The following is an 18,809-nucleotide window of genomic DNA, read 5'->3' as shown; positions in this document are numbered from 1 at the left end:
GCCCAAGGGCGGTGGGGGTGTGGCGAGTGGTGTCGCCGCACCCCACCGTGCGCCCGCGCGGTCCGTGCGAAGACCGGCGGCGCGAGCGTCAGCCCGGTAGACCCGCGGCCGGAGCGGGCCAGGGCAGAGGGATCTCGGTGCGGTCGGCCGGGCTCGTGGAGGGCGTCAGCGGGCGGCGCCCCGGGGGACGGCGAAGTCGGTCAGCCGGGCCGAGCCCGGCGCGAGCTCTTGCCAGGGACCGGGGCAGGCCAGCACCGCGATGCCGGACGTCGGGAACTTCTCCGACAGCCGCTCGATTCCGTCGGCCTCCGCCGCGCCTACGGCCTTTTGTGCGAGGCTGACGGCCAGCTCCTCCATGCCCGGGTTGTGGCCGACGAGCAGCAGCGTCCGTACCTCCGCCGGTACCTCGGACACCACCTCCAGCAGACCCTCCGGCTCGGCGGCGTACACCCGCTCGTCGAAGCGCACCGGGACCTCGGCGCCGAGCTGTCCGGCCGCCAGTGCCCAGGTCTCGCGGGCCCGCCGGGCGGTGGAGCAGATCACCAGTGCGGGCACGTAGCCCGCGTCGCGCAGCCAGCGGCCCGCCGCCGGCGCGTCCCGCAGGCCGCGTGGGCCCAGTGGCCGCTCGTGGTCCGCGACATCGGGCCAGGCGGATTTGGCGTGGCGCAGCAGCACCAGACGGGCGGCGGCTCCCGTGCTCATGACGGCCTCATGACCTCAGCGTCGCACGGTTCACGGAGCCGGGCGGGCCGATGCGGCTGCTGTGGTGGTAGCCGAGCCGCAGATCCCCCCCCCGGGCAGGCAGGGAGCTGGTGAAGCTAGTAGTCGGCCGACTCGCACGGCGCCCCGCAACCGAGCCTCTCGTGGGGTATACGTCGTTGGGCTTGGCCGACGTCTGCGAAGGGATGGGTTGCCGTGGAGCGTACGACCTGCTGTGTGGTGGGAGGCGGGCCCGCCGGGATGGTGCTGGCCCTGCTGCTGGCCCGGGCCGGGGTGGAGGTCACGGTGCTGGAAAAACACGGCGACTTCCTGCGCGATTTCCGCGGCGACACCGTGCACCCGTCCACCCTGTCGCTGCTGGACGACATCGGCCTCGCCGAGCGGTTCGCCCAGCTGCCGCAGCGGCGCGTGACATCGGTGCAGCTGCCCATCGGGCCGGACCGCTCCCTCGTCACGGTCGGGAACATCGGGGCGCTGCCCGGGAAGTACAACTACATCGCGATGGTGCCGCAGTGGGACCTGCTCGACCTGCTCGCCGATGAGGCGCGCAAGGAACCCTCGTTCCGGCTGCGCATGGACACCGAGGCGACGTCCTTCCTGATGGAACACGGTCGGGTCAAGGGGGTGCGGTACCGCACCGCGGACGGCGCCGCCGGTGAAATCCGGGCCACGCTGACCGTCGCCTGCGACGGCCGCGGGTCCTTCGCCAGGGTGCTGCCCGAGCTCGGCCTGGAGAACTTCCCGTGCCCGATGGACGCCTGGTGGTTCCGGATGCCGCGCCACGAGAGCGATCCCAGCGGCCTCGTGGGAGGCCTGGGCGAGCGGTTCTTCAGCGCGCTCATCGACCGCGGCGACTACTGGCAGTGCGCGGGGCTCCTCCCCAAGGGAACCGATGCCGAGCGCCGCGCGGAAGGCCTCGACCGGTTCATGGCCCAGTTCACGCAGGCCGTCCCGTGGCTGGCCGACCGGGCGCACTCGGTCGCCTCCTGGGACGAGGTCAAGCTGCTCGACGTACGGCTGGACCGGCTGCGCCGCTGGCACCGGCCGGGTCTGCTGTGCATCGGCGACGCCGCCCACGCCATGTCGCCGGTCTTCGGCATCGGCATCAACCTCGCCGTACAGGACGCGGTGGCAGCGGCCCGCCACCTCGTGGGACCGCTGCGCGCGGGGACGGTAGGGCTGCACGACGTACGCCGCGTACAGCGCCGCCGCATGCCCACGACGGTGGCGACCCAAGGCCTGCAACGCCTGGCTCACGCCCAGGTCATCGAACCCCTGCTGGCCGGGCGCACCGCGTTCGGCCACCCGCGGGCGGCGAAGCGGCTGACCGAGCTCGTCACCGACTCGCGGTGGCTGAACCGGGTGCCGGCCTACTTCATCGGGTACGGGGCCCTGCGCGAGCGGCCGCCGGCGGAATCCATCCGCGGCGGCTCCCTGGTGCGGGAGGCGTCATGAGCGAGCGACCCGTCCTTCTCCCCTACGCCGACCCGGCCTTCGTCGCGGACCCGTTTCCGCTGTACCGGCAACTGCGCGAGGACGGACCGGTCCGCCGGGTCGTCATCGCGGGCGGTCTGGAGGCCTGGCTCGTCACCCGCTACGAGGACGGGCTCGCGGCCCTGTCGGACCCCCGGCTCAGCAGCGACGTGCGCGACGCCTCGGACACCCGGCTCCTGAAGCAGCTGCCCGATACGGAGCGCGAGGCGATGTTGGGCAACATGCTGCGCAGCGATCCGCCCGACCACACACGCCTGCGCCGCCTGGTCTCCAAAGCGTTCACCGCCCACCGTGTGGCCGAGATGCGGCCACGGATCCAGGCCGTCACCGACCGGCTGCTGGACGCGGCCGTGACGGCCGGCAGCGCCGACCTCATCGCGGACTTCGCGCTGCCGCTCCCGGTCACGGTGATCAGCGAACTGCTCGGGGTCCCGCTGGACGAGCGGCACGAGTTCCAGCACTGGACCGACCGCATGATCATGCGGGGCACGGAGCCGCCGGACCCCGCCGTGGTGAACGAGGCGTGGCAGCACATGCGCGCGTACGTCACCGGACTCATCCGCGCCAAGCGGGCGCACCCGGGCGACGACCTGCTCAGCGCCCTCGTCACCGCCCGGGACGAGGAACAGCGGCTGACCGAGGACGAGCTGGTCGCGATGGTGTTCCTGCTGCTGGCCGCCGGCTACGTCACCACGGTCAACCTGATCGGCGGCGGCATCGCCATGCTGCTCGCACACCCCGACCAGCTCGACCTGCTGCGCTCCGATCCCGGCCTGCTGCCGGGCGCGATCGAGGAGTTCCTCCGTTACGACGGCCCGGTCAGCCCCGGCATCGCCCGCTTCGCGCGCGAGGACGTGGAGATCGCGGGCGTGCGCATCCCGTGCGGCGCGACCGTGCTGATCGGCTCGGCCCTCGCCGACCGGGACCCTGGGCGGTTCCCGGATCCCGACCACCTGGACATCACCCGGCCGGACAACGCCCACCTGGCGTTCGGGCACGGCATCCACTACTGCCTGGGCGCTCCGCTGGCCCGCCTGGAGGGCCAGATCGCCATCGGCACCGCCCTGCGGCGCCTGCCCGGCCTCACCCTCGCCGTCTCCCCGGCGGAGTTCCCCTGGCGCCCCGGAGGCCTCCGGGGCCCCCTGACACTGCCGGTGAGGTTCATCCCGGGCGGCTAGTGCTGTGACCGGAAAGGTTCACCGTGTCACGGCGCCCGGCACGGCACCTCGCCGCGTTGTCGGACCACGACGGTACGTCCAGTACGAGTCGGGGTCCTCCGCCTTGCGATGCACCGCACCGGACACCGCGACCCGGCAAACCTTTCCGGCCACAGCACTAGGACACCTCTTTCGGATCAGGGGGTCTGCTGCCTGCGGCGGAGCGTGCGCCGGCCTTGCCCCACGCTCAGCCCCCGGCGGTGCGGCCGCCTACCGGGCCGGGCCCACGTCATCCGGCCAGCCATAACCGGTGCGCGGCGGTTCGGGTACGGCGCCCGCTGCGGCCAGGTCCAGGTCGGCGGCGCGCATCAGCTGGCCGGCCAGGTCGCGCATCGCCCGGCTCGCCGCAAGCTCGTCACCGATCGCGGGGATCTCCACGTCCTGCGGATTGCAGCGCGCCTTGCCGCGGCCGACCATCTTCGTCTTCCCGTTGTCGAGCACGGCCCGGGCTTTGGTCGTGCCGTCCTCCTCGGTCAGGTAGACGCCGACCTTCCACTCTTCGGTGTGCGTCATGACGTCCTCCTCGGACTCCGGGCCCTCTGACTCCAGCAGTTTCCAGAATCCCCCTGTGCGGGCTCCTTCGGCCATCTCAGGGTGGCGGGATGCACGCGGTGGTGGACTGCCTTGCCGGTCACGAACTCGTCGCCCTGCGTGACGCTGCGACCGGCCCGACGCGCAGCCGGCGAGCCCGGGCGCGGGCGGAGCCTCGGCGCGTCCCGATACCTCGAGGAACCCGCCGCCGAGGAAGTGGACCGTCCCCCGCTCGGGTGCGGTGCCGAACTCGCGGTGGACGGCGAGCCCCAGGGTGTCGCCGTAGAAGGCGCGTGAGCGCTCGGGGTCCATGGGACGCGGCGGAATCCTGCTGCCCAGTACATGCACCGTGGCCCCTATCCTCGCTCACGCGGCGTACGGGCTCCGAGGGCCGTGACGGCGGCGATCATCCGGTCCCAGAACTGGTCGGTCTTCAAACCCACCGCGACTCGGGCGTTGACCGGGCGGTCGACGTCACGCTGCAGGTCCACCACGGTGGCGCCGCGCGTGTACCGGCCGTGCAACTCCACGACGACGTTCGCGTCCACGCAGTGCACGAGCCCGGGATCGATGACCCGGGCCACCGCGACGGGGTCGTGCAACGGCGGGTGCGGGAACCCCCACAGCGTGCGGTACGTGGACGCGAAGAAGGTCAACAACTCGGCGCACATGTGACCGAGGGGCGTACCGAGCCCCTCGAAGCGGGCCACCACCTCGGGCGTGGCCAGCGCCCGGTGAGTGACGTTGAGACCGCACATGGTGACGGGCACGCCGCTGCGGAAGACGATGTCCGCGGCCTCCGGATCCGTGAGGATGTTGAACTCGGCTGCCGGGGTCCGGTTGCCTCGCTCCGTCGATCCGCCCATCAGGACGATCTCGCGGATACGGGAAGCGTCCTGCGGAAAGCGGGTCAACAGGAGAGCGATATTGGTCAACGGCGCCGTCGGTACGAGGGTGACCGGCTCCGGATGCCCGGTCAGTATCCGGTGGATGAGGTCCACCGCGTGCTCCGGAACGATGTCCACGGTGGGTTCCGGGAACATCGGCCCGTCGAGGCCGGAGGCGCCGTGCACGTCCTCCGCGACGCTGAGCGCCTGGACGAGCGGCCTGCCGCAGCCCGCCGCGATGGGCACATCGGTGATCCCGGCCACCGTGCACACGCGCCGCGCGTTCAGGGTGGTCTTGTCGAGCGTCTGATTGCCCGCGACCGTGGTGATGGCCAGCAGAGCGACCGCGGGGTCCCCGGCCGCCAGCATGATCGCGAGGGCGTCGTCGTGTCCGGGATCGCAGTCGATGATGATCGGGACGGGCACGTCGCTCCTGCCGGTGCGGGGTCGTGGACCCTTCAGTGTGGCGCCGTCCCGGGCCCGTGACCAGGAGGCGCCCGAGGAGCGGCTGGGAAGAGCCGGGGGAGCGCCGGTAGCCCCGGGCGCCGGCGGGGCCGGTGTCGCCGTGGCGTTGGCCGCGAAACCACGATCCGGCTTCCGGCCTACGCGCGGCGGGCGGTCCACGGTGTGCGTCCAGATGCCCGCGGCAAGGCCGAATCCGGCGGCATGGGACGGCCTACGCCTCGGCTTCGGTCGACAGTGCTACCCGGCCGCTGTCACCAGGTGCTTCGCGAACCAGTACAGGGCAAGGCCGGCGACTTCGTCCAGTGCTCCCGGTTCCTCGAAGAGGTGTGTTGCGCCGGGGATGATGTCGAGCCGGTTCTCGCAGCGCAGCTCCCGCTGGGCCCGCTGGTTGAGGTCGAGCACCCTCGTGTCGCGGCCGCCCACGATGAGCAGCGTGGGTGCCCGTACGTCGGCGATCCGTGGCCCGGCGAGGTCGGGACGGCCGCCGCGGGAGACCACGGCGCCGATGTCCGCGTCGGCGGACGCGGCGGCCCGCAACGCTGCGGCGGCTCCGGTGCTCGCTCCGAAATAGCCGATCGGGACGGCCTGGAGGTCCTGCAGCCAGCGGGTGGCGTCCGTCAGCCTCTGGCTGAGGGTTTCGATGTCGAAGACGTTCGCGCGGTCGGCTTCCTCACCCGGTGTGAGCAGGTCGAAGAGCAGGGTGCCCAGGCCCGCCCGGTTCAGGGCCGTCGCAACCGACCGGTTGCGCGGGCTGTGGCGGCTGCTGCCGGAGCCGTGCGCGAACATGACAACCGCTTCTGCATCCTTCGGAAGTGTCAGGTCCCCGGTCAGTCTGATGCCGCCCGCGTCCACCACCACCTCGGCGGCCCGGGCAGGCCGGCGCGCTACGAGGCCCTGCGCGGCTTGTGCCAGCAGGACGACGACCTCGTCGTCGGAGGTCTGGGAGAAGTCCTGGTACCACTCGCCGACGGCGCGAAAGGCGCGTGGTGTGGAGAGGCACACCACTTCGTCCGCTTCGGTGCGCAGCCGGGCGACGGCATCCGGCGGCGCCACCGGAACGGCCAGGACCACCCGGGCCGCACCCATCGCCCGCACGACCGCGCACGCGGCTGCGGCCGTGGAGCCGGTCGCGATCCCGTCGTCCACCACGATCACCGTCCGGCCGTCGAGTGGCACTCGCGGACGATCGTCGCGGAACGTTCGTGCCTGGCGTACGAGCTCCGCCTCCTCGGCGTGCTCGACGGCCGCGAGGTCCTCCTTCTTGACCCGGCTCCGGCGGACGATGTCGTCGCTGATGACCCGAACGCCACCCTCGCCGATGGCACCGAATCCCAGCTCCCGGTGGTACGGGACCCCGAGCTTGCGGACCACGATCACATCGAGTGGGGCGCCCAGCGCCCGCGCCACCTGGAACGCCACCGGGACTCCGCCACGGGGCAGGCCCAGGACGACGGGATTCGCCCCCTCCAGATGACGGAGAGCTCCGGCAAGATGCTGTCCGGCGGCCGCGCGATCAGTGAACATCATGGTGGTTCACCCCAATGAGGGCAGACGGAACCCTGTACACACCTACTTCGAAGCAACCCCATGGGCGACTTCGGCGCAAGCCGGGGACGGCCGGCGTATGGAACGAATCCGAGCGGCCGCGTCCTTCCGGCGGAGGCAAAGACCGCTCTGCACCCCTACTGGGCAGGCCCCCACGGCAGCGAGAGCCACTTGTAGGCGCATGCGGCACGACACGGCAGGCGCGGGCGGCGAAGGCGGGCCTGGACGAGGGTGGTGCAGTCTGCCATGCGGCACCCGCGACGCTGGTCACCAGCCGCAAGGCCGCGGACCTGGACGCGTTCTGCCGTGCCTTCGTGAGCGAGTCCGCCGACGCTCCGCACTCTTCGGCAGCGCGCACCTGACAGGGGCGTAGTGCGGACCGGGGCAGCAGGTCATGGGACCAGCACGCCATCCGACTGACCGCCGAGAAGGAGCGTGAGGAGGCCGTTGTGACGGCCAAAGAGGCACTGGCGCGCTATCGGCAGCGGCGCGACTTCTCCAAGACCGCCGAACCCGAGGGGCGCCGTTCTCGGCGGCCCGGTGCACAGCCGGCCGGGCAGCCCGCCGAGCAGCCCTCGTTCGTTGTCCAGATCCACGACGCACGGAGCATGCATTCTGCGTCGCTGTCACCCGTTGCGTGAGGACTCCCAGACCGCGCTGGTGCCGAAGTAGGAGTCGTACAGCTCCTGCACCTCTAGGAGGCTCTCGGGTGGGACCTTCCCGTACCGGATCCGCTCCAGGTGCCGGAAGTACTCGAAGCGCTCGACGCCCGGTGTGATGATGACGAGCATGTCGGCGATCTCGCCCGGCGCGGCGGCGAAGGCGTGCTGCTGGCCGGGCGGTACCACGACGACGACGTCGCCGCGCTCGGCCGTCACGACCTGGTCGCCGGCGAGCAGCCGCGCGGTGCCATCGAGGACGTAGAACATCTCTGCGGACTTGCCGTGATGATGCGGACGAGCTCCGTTCGCACCCTTGGCCAGAGTCACGCGCATGGTGGAGAGCGCGCCGCCCAGGAGCCTGTTCTGTACTTTTGCGCCAGAGAGGCATTGGAATACCGGCCGCGCACGCCTCCCCTCGCTCGTGTGTGTCGGTCAACTCGCGGCCGATCGGCCGCCTTTCATTGGTTGGCGTCGCGGATCTTCCTCAGGATCGGAATCATCACGGAGATCTCTTCGGCTGTCAGGACGTCGTGAATGTTCCGTTGGGTCGACGCCAGGGCCAGGTTCCCCCGCTGGCGCGCCTCCTTGAGGCCTTCCGGGGTCGGCGTGACGAGAGTGACGCGCCGGTCGGTCGGATGGGCCCCCCGCGTCACCAGTCCGCGTTTCTCGGCCGCGTCCAGTAGGCGCGTGGTTCGCGTCGTGCTGGTCGCGAGGGCTCGCGTGATGTCAACGGTGCGTAGGGCGTGCCCGGGGGTGCGTGCGAGGCGGAACAGCAGGTCCGAGACCGACGCTTCGAGGTCGCCGCCCGGGCTGACCTCCCCATCAATGCGCCTGGTGACGGCCAGGTACGCCTCGCGCAGCATCCCGTAGGCCTCCCAGCGGGGGTCGCCGAAGAGCTCGTTCATCGCGTCAACGGTCGCGCCTTCCGTCGTTTCGCCCGTTGCCTTCACCGCCCTGCCGTCCATAAATCTCCCTTGCGGAACTGTCCCGATCGGTAGTAAATTCGGGACTGTCCCGACCGGGACGATGTTGCCACAGTGGCGAGGAGATTCCCATGACCGCGTACGCACTGTTCGACAACATCGAGGTCACCGACCCGGCCAAGCTGTCCGAGTACGCCCGGCGCGTGCGCGCGGTGGTGGAGCGCCACGGCGGCCGCTACCTCGCCGTCGGAGGCCGACTCGACCCGGTGGAGGGAGAGCCGATGCTGACCTACCCCGTCCTCATCGAGTTCCCCGACCTGGCCGCCGCCCGCGGCTGGTACGACGCCCCCGACTATCAGGAGCTCAAGGTTCTGCGGCAGTCGGGCTCCAAGGCGAACGCCACCCTCTTCGAGACCGGCCCCTCCGATCTCCTCGAAGCCTGAACAACTGCCCTGCAGCATCGGGCGACAGGTACGGGAAGGCGAGCATGAACCCCGCACGCCTGCGTAGGGACCGGATTCTCCGCCGTCCAAGCAGAGCCGGCATGCCGAAACTGAACGACAGGAGCGCACGATGTCGTACCCGCAGCACCCGCAGTACCCCGAAGCCCGCTACCACGGGGACAGGGGCGAGGTGAACGCTTCCTTCCGTACCGCCGACACCCCGCCGGACCTCATCTCGCCCGGCGGTGACGCTTACCGCTACCTCGCCACGCACGCGTCGACCGGCGGCGATTACGGCCTGTACAAGGTGGATCTGGCAGCAGGGGCCGCCGGCGCCAAGACCCACTTCCACAAGGCGATGTCGGAGTCCTTTTACGTCCTCTCCGGAGAACTGGAGCTCTTCAACGGCGAGAAGTGGGTGACGGGCCGCACCGGCGACTTCCTGTACGTGCCGGTCGGCGGCCTGCACGCCTTCAAGAACGTGACGGACGAGCCCACATCGATGCTCATGCTCTTTTCCCCGGGCGCCCCGCGCGAGGAGTTCTTCGAGGGAGTCGCGGAGATGGCGCAGCGCGGCAGCGAGGAACTCAAGGAGTTCCGTGTGCGGCACGACAGCTACTTCGAGGAGGACTTCGAGGAAGGGGCGGTGTAGCGGACTGCCGTAGGCGAGCCACACGCACGCAGCTCGTTGGCGCGCTTCTCTCCGAACGGGTGGTCGGTCGATCGGATGGGTCTGTCCGATGAGTGGTCACTGATGCGCTGTGGGACCGGATCGACGCTGATGCCGGCCGATCCGGTCACAGCACTAGGCGCCGGTCGTGCCGTCGAGCATCTCGCGCAGGATGTCCAGGTGGCCGTTGTGGCGGGCGGTCTCCTCGGTGAGGTGGAGGAGGATCCAGCGCAGGTCGACGTGGAGGCCGTTGCGGCCGGCGCGTTCGGCCCGCTGGTCCAGGGCTGTCGCGGTGACCAGTTCGCGGTAGCGGTCGCTTTGTTCGGCGTATTCGTCGAGGAGCTGCGCGAGCGGGAAGTCGACGGCGATGCGCATCTCGCGGTCGGGGTCTTCCTCGGTCCAGGGGCCGTGGTCTTCCTCGCCGAGGAAGACCACTTGGAACCAGTAGTACTCGACCCAGCGCAGGTGGTTGATCACTCCGCTCACGGTCATCAGCGGTGAGCCCGGCAGGAGCGCCTTGCGCGCGTTCTCGGCGGAGACGCCTGCGCCCTTGGCGCGGGCGGTGTCACGTGTGTAGTCGAGGAACGTGGTGAGCTGGGTGCGCTCGTCCCACGCTGGAGGTATGTCGTCGATTCTTGTCATCCCGCGAAGCGTCCCTGATCGGCGCGACGGATGTCGAGGCATTTTTGCGATGGGTCCGCACCCTCCTCCTGGCTCGGTCCTCTTACCCGCTGCGCCCGTCAGGGCCTCAGGCCCGCCCGCCTGAGGGCGATCTCGGACAGGTCGGCGATGACCTGCCGGTCCCCGCGGCGCCAGGCGTCGGCGAGGCCACCTGCGGGGGTGGGGATCGTGGCGAGGGCGCGCGGCGGTCCGGTGAGGGCGCGCAGGGCGAGCAGGTCGGCGCCTCCGGGTGTGTCGAGGAGGTCCCGGATGGTGGCGCTGCGGCGGATCCAGCGCACGCGCAGGGGAAGCCACAGCAGCAGGATGAAGGCCACGGGGAGGATGATCAGGGCGAGTGCGGCCAGGGTGGCCACCTGGCTGACGACGTCCTGCAGCGACTGTCCCGCGTCGGCGAGTCCGATGCCGGCGTCAGCCGCGGACCGGAACGGTTTCCTCAGGAGGCCGCCGACGAGTGGCACGTCGGAGGCGGTGTCGCCGGCTTCGGCGAGGGCGTTGGCGAGGCTTTCGCCGGAGCTCTCGACCTTGCGTCCGGGTTCGGCCAGCCGCATGATCGCGCCGTGGACGGTCAGGGCGAACTTCACCGTGGCGGCGATCAGCAGTACGGCGACCAGGTCCGCAAGGATCTGTCGGTTCCGCCGTGCCGGGGTCTGGGCGTAGAGACGCATGGGCTGCTCCTGTTCCGGTGCTGGCGGCAGGGGTCGGCCGGTCACTCGACCGTATGCCGGACTCGCCCGACACGTGGTGTCCACCGGTATGCGGCCGTGACACGTCGCCGGGTTGGCGCAGTGCCGGTGGCGTGACGCCGCCGGGGGGCCTGTCGGGTCCCGGCCCGTCCGGACGCCGTTTGCCTCGCGTGGCGACCGGTTCCGTACCGGCCCCGGGTCAGTCCTCGCTGGGAACGGCGGCGAACACGGGGTCGCCGACGGCTCGGGCCAGGCGGTATCGCCTGAGCGCCCGGTCGAAGCGGGCGCGGCTGCCCGGCAGGACTCCGCGGAGGTCGGCGATCAGCGCGTCGTCCGGCACGCGGGCGGCGAGGCCGGCGACCACCGGGTCCGGGCTGCCGCGGAGTCCGGCTGCGAGGTGCAGCGGCAGTTCGGGGCCGTCCGGGTGCAGGAGGTCCCAGAAGTCGTCGGCGTACGGCTGGACGCCCTCCTCGAAGCCGGTCTGCTCGACCAGCTCCTCCGCCGTGCCGATGAGCCGGTCGAGCCACTGGGGCAGCGAGTCGGCCTCGACGTGGAGGCCGCCCTCGCGGTACTGCATCAGGACCTGGCCCCACCGGCCGTCGGCCTCGATGTCGACCCACGTGACGCCGCCGCCTCCGTCGTCGGTGACCAGCCAGTGGGGGTGCGGCAGGCCGTGGTCGCCGGACTGGCGGGGGTGGCCGGTCAGCGTGAACTCCACCGGCGGCACGGCGAAGCCGCCGAGTCGGCCCAGCAGTTCGCGGGCCTCGGCCGGCACCGGGACGGGCCGGCGGCCGAAGTCGGCAGCCGTGACGCCGGGTTGTACCGCGAGGTCGAACGGGACTCGGGCGGCCAGCTCCCGCAGCCGCTCCAGGAGGGTGTCACCGGAGATCACCCAGTCACGCTACCCGAGCGGCCCGGTGGGCTCCGCTCCGGGCGGGACCATCGCGTGCCCGTGTCCGGGCCCGCCCGGTGCGCCGGTGAGGCTTCACCTGGTCGGGTCAAGCGAGGGCGGGTGGCTGCCGCGAATGGCTCAGCATCGGGACACCGGACAGGACACGCATCGGATGAGATGCCTAACGTCGCTGCCAGGCACATCGGTGCGCGCAGCTTGTGGAGGTGTCATGTCCCGTCGACGCAGCTTCCTGGCGGGCGTTTGCGCGACTACGGTCGCCGTCGGCCTGCTCCTGACCGGGGGCGCCCGGGGCACCCTGACGCCGCCGCGGCAGGACTCCGGCACGAACGCCGGGAGCGAGATCGCGGTGGGTGCCTACCTGCACTACGGATCGCCCGGCGTCGAGCGGATGCAGGAGCTCTCGCGCTGGCTCGGGGGTACCGAGCTGCGCGCCGGGCACACCTATCTGCCGGGCGACACCTGGGCGAACATCGAGGGCGCACCCGATTCCCTGCGCACCTGGGCGCGGTGGCGCAACGCGAGAGCCGACCGGCTGTTCGTCCTGAACGTGCCCATGCAGGAGCGCAACGAGGCCGGCTTCCCCGACGCCCGAGTCGCCGAGCTGATCCGCACCGGTGCGCGGGGCACTCACGACCACCACTTCCGGCGGCTGGCCGAGCGCCTGGTCGACCTCGACGTGCCGGACACGGTGATCGTGCTCGGCTGGGAGATGAACGGCTTCGACTACACCCACCGGTGCCGGCCCGACCCCGAGAACTGGAAGAAGTACTGGCGGCGCATCGTGGCCGCCATGCGCTCCGTGGCGGGGCAGGATTTCCGTTTCGACTTCGCACCCAACCGCGGCGGTGACGCGATCGCGTGGACCCGGTGCTACCCGGGTGATGACGTGGTCGATGTCGTCGGGATGGACTCGTACGACCAGGAGCCCGGCCGGACCTTCGACGAGCAGGTCGCCCAGCCCTACGGGCTGCGGCATCAGGTCGATTTCGCCAGGGCCCACGGCAAGGCGACCTCGTATCCCGAGTGGGGGCTGTTCCGGCACGGTGACAACCCCGAGTACGTACGGCGCATGTTGGAATGGATCGAGGAGCACAGGCCGCTCTACCACAGCATCACGGACTTCTGCCCGCACGGCGTGTGGCAGTGCGGGCAGAATCCGCGCTCCTCGCAGGTGTTCCGGGACTTCCTCTCCGGTGGCCAGAGCCGTCCGGGCGCCCGCTCGAACGGTCGGCGAGGCGGGGAATGAGTCCGCCCGGATCGCGGACCGGCAGGTGCCGTGATCACCCGGGCGGGCAGCCGCCTCGCCCTTCAGGGCCTTCATACCCCACGACGGGCGGCCGACAATGCTACAACTGATTTGTGACCTCTCCATGTAACCCGTACCGGGGAAATCGGTGCGGTCACTGAACGGCAGTCGCCGGCGAAGCGTCGCCCGGCAGGTGTTCGTCCTGCAGGTGGCGGTCGTGGTGCTGCTCGCCGCCGGTGCGGTGCTGGCGCTGGTGCTCCAGTCGCGCCACGACATCGACCGCGAGGCCCGCACCCGGTCCGTGGCGGTCGCCGAGACCTTCGCGCGCTCGCTCGGGCTGCAGGAGGCCCTCCGTTCCCCGGATCCCTCCGCGATCCTCCAGCCCCTCGCCGAGTCGACGCGCAAGGCCACCGGGGTGGACTTCATCGTGGTGATGGACACCGAGGGCATCCGCTACACCCACCCCCTGCCCGATCGCATCGGCAAGCGGTTCGTGGGGACGATCGAGCCCTCGCTCGCCGGCCGCGTGCACACGGAGAGCGTCGACGGTCCGCTGGGCAACGAGATCCAGGCCGTGGTGCCCGTGCTTTCCAGCGACGGCCGGGTCGTGGCACTGGTGTCGGCCGGCCTCACCGTGAAGAACGTCGCCGGAGTGGTCGACCGGCAACTCCCCGTGATCCTCGGCGTCAGCGCGGCCGGCTTCGCCCTGGCCACCGCGGGCGCGGCGCTGATCAGCAGACGCCTCCGGCGCCAGACCCACGGCCTCGGCCCCCTGGAGATGACACGGATGTACGAGCACCACGACGCGGTGCTGCACGCCGTCCGCGAGGGGGTGCTGATCACCGATGGCGGGGGGCGGCTCCTGCTCGCGAACGACGAGGCGAAGCGGCTCCTCCGGCTTTCCCCCGATGCCGAAGGGGCCCTCATCCGGGACCTGCCCGGCCTCGATCGTCAGGTGTCCGACCTCCTGCAGTCCGGTCGGGAGGCCACCGACGAGGTGCACGAGGCCGGGGACCGGCTGCTCGTGATCAGCCAAAGGCCGACCCGGCCCGGCGGCGGGCCCGAGGGGGCGGCCGTCACCATCCGTGACTCCACCGAGATGCGCGTGCTCAGCGCACGGGCCGACGCGGCCCACAGACGGCTGAAGCTGCTGTACGACGCCGGCACCGGCATCGGCACCACCCTCGACGTGGCGCGGACGGCCCAGGAGCTCGCCGACGTCGCCGTGCCGCGCTTCGCGGACTTCGTGACCGTGGACCTGGCCGAGACCGTGCTGCACGGGGACGAGCCCACCCCGGACGCGGAGCTGCGCCGTACCGGGGTCAGCGGCATCCGCGACGACTCGCCCCTCTATCCGCGCGGCAGGCTGATCGACTTCCTGCCTTCCACACCCCAGGCCCGCGGCTTCACCAGTGGCCGGGCCGAGGTGGTGCCCGACCTCGCCGACGCGCCCGGCTGGTACGCCCAGGACCCGCGGCGGGCCCAGGAGATCGTAGATTTCGGGATCCACTCCCTGATCACCGCTCCCCTCACGGCCCGCGGGGTCACGCTCGGCGTGGCCAACTTCTGGCGCTCGCGCAAGCCGGAACCCTTCAACGACGAGGACCTCTCGCTCGCCGAGGAGCTCGTGGCACGGGCTGGCCTCACCATCGACAACGCCCGCAGATATACCCGCGAGCACGCCCTGGCCGTGACGCTCCAGCACAGCCTGCTGCCGCGCGAGCTGCCCGAGCAGAGCGCCGTGGAGGTGGCGCACTACTACCTGCCCGCCCACTCCGGGGTCGGCGGCGACTGGTTCGACGTGATCCCCCTTCCCGGCAGCCGGGTCGCCCTGGTCGTGGGTGACGTCGTCGGCCACGGACTGCGCGCCGCGGCGACCATGGGCCAGCTGCGTACGGCCGTGCTCAACTTCTCGTCCCTGGACCTTCCTCCCGACGAGCTGCTGGCGCGCCTGGACGACCTCGTCCAGTACATCGACCAGAGCGGGGAGGGCGGGGTCACCGACGGCGAATTGATCGGAGCGACCTGCCTGTACGCCGTGTACGACGCGGTGACCCAGCGGTGCACGATTGCCCGCGCGGGGCACGTGCCACCGTTCGTGGTGCGTCCCGATGGATCGGCGGAGATGCCCGACCTGCCCCCGGGCGCACCGTTGGGGCTCGGCGGGTTCCCGTTCGAGTCGGCGGAGCTGGACCTGAGCGCGGGCTCGCAGCTGGTGCTGTACACCGACGGCCTGATCGAGAGCCCGGGCCGTGACATCGACGAGGGGCTCGAGCTGCTCCGTGCGGCACTCTCCCACGCCGGCCCGGGGCCCCAGGAGACCTGCCGAGCGGTCCTGAAGGGGGTGATGCCGGTGCGCCCGAGGGACGACGTGGCCGTCCTCGTCGCGCAGACGCACGCGCTGGGCGCGGACCGCATCGCCGACTGGGAGGTGCCGTTCGAGCCGACTGCCGTGGCGGGCGTGCGGGCCCGCGCCGTGCAGAAGCTCGAAGAATGGGGCCTTTCGGAGCTCGCCTTCGGCACGGAACTCGTACTGAGCGAGCTCGTCACGAACGCCATCCGGCACGGCAGCGCACCGGTCCGCGTACGGCTGCTGAACGACGGCAGGCTGCTGACCTGCGAAGTCTCCGACGGCAGCAGTACCTCACCCCACCTGCGGTACGCCGCGACCACGGACGAAGGGGGTCGCGGGCTCTTCCTGGTGGCTCAAATCGGCGGCCGATGGGGCACCCGTTACACGCGCACCGGGAAGATCATCTGGTCCGAGCAGCCCCTGCCGGAAAACTGAGCGGGCGGGCTCGCGCGTCGCCCTCAGGGCTCGCACAGGCGTACGGCGAGGGCGGCGACGTCGTCGTCAAGGCGTCCTCTGCTGTAGCGCAGAAGATCGCGGTGAAGAGCCGTGAGCAGTTCGCGGGGCGGTGTCGGCGGCTGCCGACGCATCCAGGCTGCCAGGGGAAAGAACTCGCCGTCGCGAGCGCGGGCCTCGGCGATCCCGTCCGTATAGAGAAGCAGCAGGTCGCCGGGGGCGAAATCGTAGGTGTCGACGTTGTAGTGATCGCCGACCAGCTCCGCGAGGCTGATCAGCGGCGAGGGAGTGGCGGACTCCAGGACACGAAGTCTTCCGCGGTTCAGGAGCATCGGCGGGGGGTGTCCGCAGTTGAGGATGTCGATACGTCCGCCCTCGTGCGGGATCTGGACGAGAAGGGCCGTGGCGAACCGCTCCATCGCCCCGTCGGGGGGAAACGCGGAGTTGTACCGGGTGCTGCTGGCGTCCAGCCTGCGTGCGACGTTGACCATGGCGGCCTCGCCGTAGGCCGCCTCCCGGAATGCGTTGACGATCGCCGCGGCCGCTCCCACGGCCGGCAGGCCCTTGCCCCGCACGTCACCGATGAGCAGTCTGATCCCGTAGGGCGTGTCGACCACCTCGTAGAAATCCCCGCCGATGCGGGCCTCCGCCGCGGCCGCGAGGTACAGCGACTCGATCTCGATGTTGCCCAAGCGGCGCGGCATGGGGCTCAGCACCACCTGCTGCGCGGCGTCGGCGACGAGCCGTACCTGGAACAGGGTGCGCTCGCGCTGGAGCCGGACGTGGCTTCCGTACGCGGCCGCCACGGTGACCGCGATGATTCCCGAGGCCGTCCACCACGTGCCCAGATCGGGGAAGACGAGGCTGAGGCCGATCATCAGAAGAAGGCAGGCCGTCCCGAGCAGGACGGTGGGGAGAACCGGCCACATCGCGGCGGCCAGGGCCGGCGCCGCGGGAAGGAGGCGGCTGAAGGCCATTTCCGGCGGAGTGGTGTAGGCCAGGCTGGCGATGACGACGGTCAGGATGACCGGCGACAGCCGTACAAGTCTTCCCGGTCCTGGGCGCCTACGGTGCCGCGGCGGTCCAGACTCGATCACAATTCCCAGAGTATCCACCTAACGGAGGCACGGCACTCCGGCGAGCCGTCATTTGGCCTTCAGCGCGTCCACGTCCTTGGCCAGTGCCGTCACCTTGGCGCTCAGCGCCCCGATCTGCCGGGTCAGGGCTGCCAGGCCGTCCTGCCGTCCCAAGCCGCCGTTCTCGCCGGCCGCACGGCTCCGTGCTCGGGCGGCCCCGATCGGGATGCCCCTGACGGAGACTTCCACCTCCTGCCACGCCGCCAGCACGGCCGACTGTTCGGCGCTGCCGACGCCGAACAACTCCCCGGCCTTCTGGACGGTGGTGTGGGCGAAATCCTGGAACTGCGCCTCGGCGCCGGAGATTTTGAGCGATTCGTACCAGATGGGCCCGGCGGCCTCCCATGCGAATCCGCCGATGCCCACGGCTGCCAGGAAGAACGCCTTGTTCGGAATGCCGGAGTTGAGGTGCACCCCGCCGTTGTCCCCTTCCTCGGTGTCGGGAAGGTGGACGAATTTGCTCATGCGGTCGGGCTGGGGGTCCCTTCCGAACAGCGGATTGTTGTAGGCGTGCCCCGGGGCCTTCATCGATCGCAGGGCGTCGGCATCGATTCCGGGGGTCCACACGTCGGCGCCGATCAGCCAGTCCGCCTCCTCGGCCGCCTGCTTCAGCGACCACTGCTTGACCAGCGACCCGAAGACGTCCGAAATCGACTCGTTCAGGGCGCCGGACTGATTGTGGTACTCGAAGCCGGAGGTGTGCTCCGTCAGTCCGTGCGTCAGCTCGTGGGCGATCACGTCGAGGGATCCGGTGAGGTTGCCGAGGACCTTTCCGTCCCCGTCGCCGAAGACCATGTGCTGTCCGTCCCAGAAGGCGTTGTTGTATTTCACGCCGAAGTGGACGTACCCGTCCAGGCGCATCCCCCGGCCGTCCATCGAATCACGCTGGAACACCTCCTTGAAGAAGTCGCGCGTCAGGCCGAGTCCGTCGAACGCCCGGTTGGCGGACTCGTCCACGGACTCCGGTCCGTCTTCCGACCGGGCAAGGACGGCGGCTGGGAGGAAGCTTCCCTCCTCGCAGTCGAAGACGGTGCGCCGGCCGTTACCAGGGGCGGCGGCGCCGGCGAAGGACGCCCGGACCTCTCGCTGACCTCGCAGGCGAGCAGTGGTCAGCATGGTGTCCAAGGCGGCCTGGCGCACCTCACTGTGTTCGCTCTCCAGGAGCCTTCTGAGGAGGTACGGGGGGATGATGCAGTTGAGTCGCGAGGTCCTGCTCATGGGGCACCTCATGAAGGAGAGGGGGAGAGGGGCGACGGTTGACCATTCATCAACGCGCGGAAGGTTCGCGACGTTCGATGTGGCCGGATGCGGCGTTGCCGTGGGCCAGAGGCGGGGTCACGCCGATATCACCAGTCTCCGGCGGCCCGTAGCGACCGGCAAACGCAAGGCGAGCGAGCCCCCTACCCGCCTGAGCGGGCCTTCTCCAGGAGCTCCTGATAGGGCGTCTCCGCCGTGGAACCACGTACCGGCGAAAGACCGTACCGGTCGATGTTCTCTTCGTTCGCGTAGGGATTCTTGGGATCGAACTCTATCCGTTCACCCGGCGGCGACACGTCCACGACGACGCGCGGCCACGCGCCACTGTCCACTCTGAACACTGTTATTCGCTGCCGCCCCCGGGTCACGTTCAGGATTTCACTGCTGTTCGAGATCTCGGATCGTGACTGCTCAGGTCCTTGAGTGACCTGCGCGTGCTCGCCTCGTTGGTCTGTCCGTGGGACTCGCGAAGCGTCAGCCGTCGTACGACGATCTCGTGCGCGTGATCGCGGATCTGCAGCGGGACGTGG

General features: G+C 70.7%; 17 protein-coding genes and 2 pseudogenes. 6 read left to right on the top strand and 13 right to left on the bottom strand.

The window, feature by feature from the left end:
- Positions 1–165 precede the first annotated feature (165 nt).
- Positions 166–702 (bottom strand): SixA phosphatase family protein, encoded by a 537-nt coding sequence (locus AC061S_RS03650; protein ID WP_478684351.1) that lies wholly within the window; start codon positions 700–702, stop codon positions 166–168.
- A gap of 213 nt (positions 703–915) precedes the next feature.
- On the opposite strand from AC061S_RS03650, the gene AC061S_RS03645 reads away from it, so the two are divergent.
- Both AC061S_RS03645 and AC061S_RS03640 read left to right on the top strand, forming a co-directional pair.
- Entirely contained in the window at positions 916–2,175 is a 1,260-nt protein-coding gene (locus tag AC061S_RS03645; protein ID WP_478684350.1) for an FAD-dependent oxidoreductase, read from the top strand.
- On the top strand, positions 2,172–3,392 hold the full coding sequence (locus AC061S_RS03640; RefSeq protein ID WP_478684349.1) for a cytochrome P450 family protein: 1,221 nt from the start codon (positions 2,172–2,174) through the stop codon (positions 3,390–3,392). Before AC061S_RS03645 ends, AC061S_RS03640 begins: the two co-directional genes overlap by 4 nt.
- A gap of 249 nt (positions 3,393–3,641) precedes the next feature.
- On the opposite strand, the gene AC061S_RS03635 is transcribed toward AC061S_RS03640, so the two are convergent.
- The 6 genes and pseudogenes from AC061S_RS03635 to AC061S_RS03610 all read right to left on the bottom strand — a co-directional run bounded on the left by AC061S_RS03635 (position 3,642) and on the right by AC061S_RS03610 (position 8,486).
- The gene (locus tag AC061S_RS03635) at positions 3,642–3,944 is read right to left on the bottom strand and encodes a DUF1876 domain-containing protein (RefSeq protein ID WP_478684544.1); all 303 of its coding nucleotides are present in this window, start codon (positions 3,942–3,944) and stop codon (positions 3,642–3,644) included.
- 171 nt (positions 3,945–4,115) lie between these two features.
- A pseudogene (locus AC061S_RS03630) lies at positions 4,116–4,274 on the bottom strand (VOC family protein); the annotation flags it as partial.
- A 44-nt stretch (positions 4,275–4,318) separates the two neighbouring features.
- On the bottom strand, positions 4,319–5,275 hold the full coding sequence (locus tag AC061S_RS03625; RefSeq protein ID WP_478684348.1) for a nucleoside hydrolase: 957 nt from the start codon (positions 5,273–5,275) through the stop codon (positions 4,319–4,321).
- A 276-nt stretch (positions 5,276–5,551) separates the two neighbouring features.
- On the bottom strand, positions 5,552–6,841 hold the full coding sequence (locus AC061S_RS03620) for a phosphoribosyltransferase family protein (protein WP_478684347.1): 1,290 nt from the start codon (positions 6,839–6,841) through the stop codon (positions 5,552–5,554).
- A 644-nt stretch (positions 6,842–7,485) separates the two neighbouring features.
- Positions 7,486–7,911: pseudogene (locus AC061S_RS03615) on the bottom strand (cupin domain-containing protein); the annotation flags it as partial.
- Between the two features lie 68 nt (positions 7,912–7,979).
- Positions 7,980–8,486 (bottom strand): MarR family winged helix-turn-helix transcriptional regulator, encoded by a 507-nt coding sequence (locus tag AC061S_RS03610; RefSeq protein WP_478684346.1) that lies wholly within the window; start codon positions 8,484–8,486, stop codon positions 7,980–7,982.
- Between the two features lie 89 nt (positions 8,487–8,575).
- Here AC061S_RS03610 and AC061S_RS03605 point away from each other — a divergent pair, with 89 nt between their 5' ends.
- Both AC061S_RS03605 and AC061S_RS03600 read left to right on the top strand, forming a co-directional pair.
- Positions 8,576–8,887, top strand: a complete 312-nt coding sequence (locus AC061S_RS03605) for a DUF1330 domain-containing protein (protein ID WP_478684345.1) — start codon at positions 8,576–8,578, stop codon at positions 8,885–8,887.
- A gap of 130 nt (positions 8,888–9,017) precedes the next feature.
- A complete protein-coding gene (locus tag AC061S_RS03600) occupies positions 9,018–9,539 on the top strand; it encodes a cupin domain-containing protein (RefSeq protein ID WP_478684344.1) in 522 nt (173 codons plus the stop codon).
- Positions 9,540–9,692: 153 nt separating this feature from the next.
- Here AC061S_RS03600 and AC061S_RS03595 read toward each other — a convergent pair whose 3' ends face one another.
- The 3 genes from AC061S_RS03595 to AC061S_RS03585 all read right to left on the bottom strand — a co-directional run bounded on the left by AC061S_RS03595 (position 9,693) and on the right by AC061S_RS03585 (position 11,813).
- Positions 9,693–10,199 (bottom strand): DinB family protein, encoded by a 507-nt coding sequence (locus AC061S_RS03595; protein ID WP_478684343.1) that lies wholly within the window; start codon positions 10,197–10,199, stop codon positions 9,693–9,695.
- 98 nt (positions 10,200–10,297) lie between these two features.
- Positions 10,298–10,903 (bottom strand): hypothetical protein, encoded by a 606-nt coding sequence (locus tag AC061S_RS03590; protein WP_478684342.1) that lies wholly within the window; start codon positions 10,901–10,903, stop codon positions 10,298–10,300.
- Positions 10,904–11,120: 217 nt separating this feature from the next.
- A complete protein-coding gene (locus AC061S_RS03585) occupies positions 11,121–11,813 on the bottom strand; it encodes an SMI1/KNR4 family protein (RefSeq protein WP_478684341.1) in 693 nt (230 codons plus the stop codon).
- Positions 11,814–12,042: 229 nt separating this feature from the next.
- Between AC061S_RS03585 and AC061S_RS03580 the strand changes: the two genes are divergently transcribed.
- Together AC061S_RS03580 and AC061S_RS03575 are read left to right on the top strand one after the other, a co-directional pair.
- Positions 12,043–13,080, top strand: a complete 1,038-nt coding sequence (locus AC061S_RS03580; protein ID WP_478684340.1) for a glycosyl hydrolase — start codon at positions 12,043–12,045, stop codon at positions 13,078–13,080.
- Positions 13,081–13,273: 193 nt separating this feature from the next.
- Positions 13,274–15,868, top strand: coding sequence for a SpoIIE family protein phosphatase (locus AC061S_RS03575; protein WP_478684339.1), 2,595 nt, complete (start codon positions 13,274–13,276; stop codon positions 15,866–15,868).
- Between the two features lie 23 nt (positions 15,869–15,891).
- Here AC061S_RS03575 and AC061S_RS03570 read toward each other — a convergent pair whose 3' ends face one another.
- The 3 genes from AC061S_RS03570 to AC061S_RS03560 all read right to left on the bottom strand — a co-directional run bounded on the left by AC061S_RS03570 (position 15,892) and on the right by AC061S_RS03560 (position 18,611).
- On the bottom strand, positions 15,892–16,863 hold the full coding sequence (locus tag AC061S_RS03570; RefSeq protein ID WP_478684338.1) for a PP2C family protein-serine/threonine phosphatase: 972 nt from the start codon (positions 16,861–16,863) through the stop codon (positions 15,892–15,894).
- Between the two features lie 168 nt (positions 16,864–17,031).
- The gene (locus tag AC061S_RS03565; RefSeq protein ID WP_478684337.1) at positions 17,032–18,240 is read right to left on the bottom strand and encodes a M4 family metallopeptidase; all 1,209 of its coding nucleotides are present in this window, start codon (positions 18,238–18,240) and stop codon (positions 17,032–17,034) included.
- A 182-nt stretch (positions 18,241–18,422) separates the two neighbouring features.
- Positions 18,423–18,611, bottom strand: a complete 189-nt coding sequence (locus AC061S_RS03560; protein WP_478684336.1) for a hypothetical protein — start codon at positions 18,609–18,611, stop codon at positions 18,423–18,425.
- Positions 18,612–18,809: the final 198 nt, after the last annotated feature.

The sequence above is a fragment of the Streptomyces sp. CA189 genome (assembly GCF_056428985.1).
Note: the sequence above shows the minus strand (reverse complement) of the source record. Positions and strands in the feature narration are given on the sequence as shown.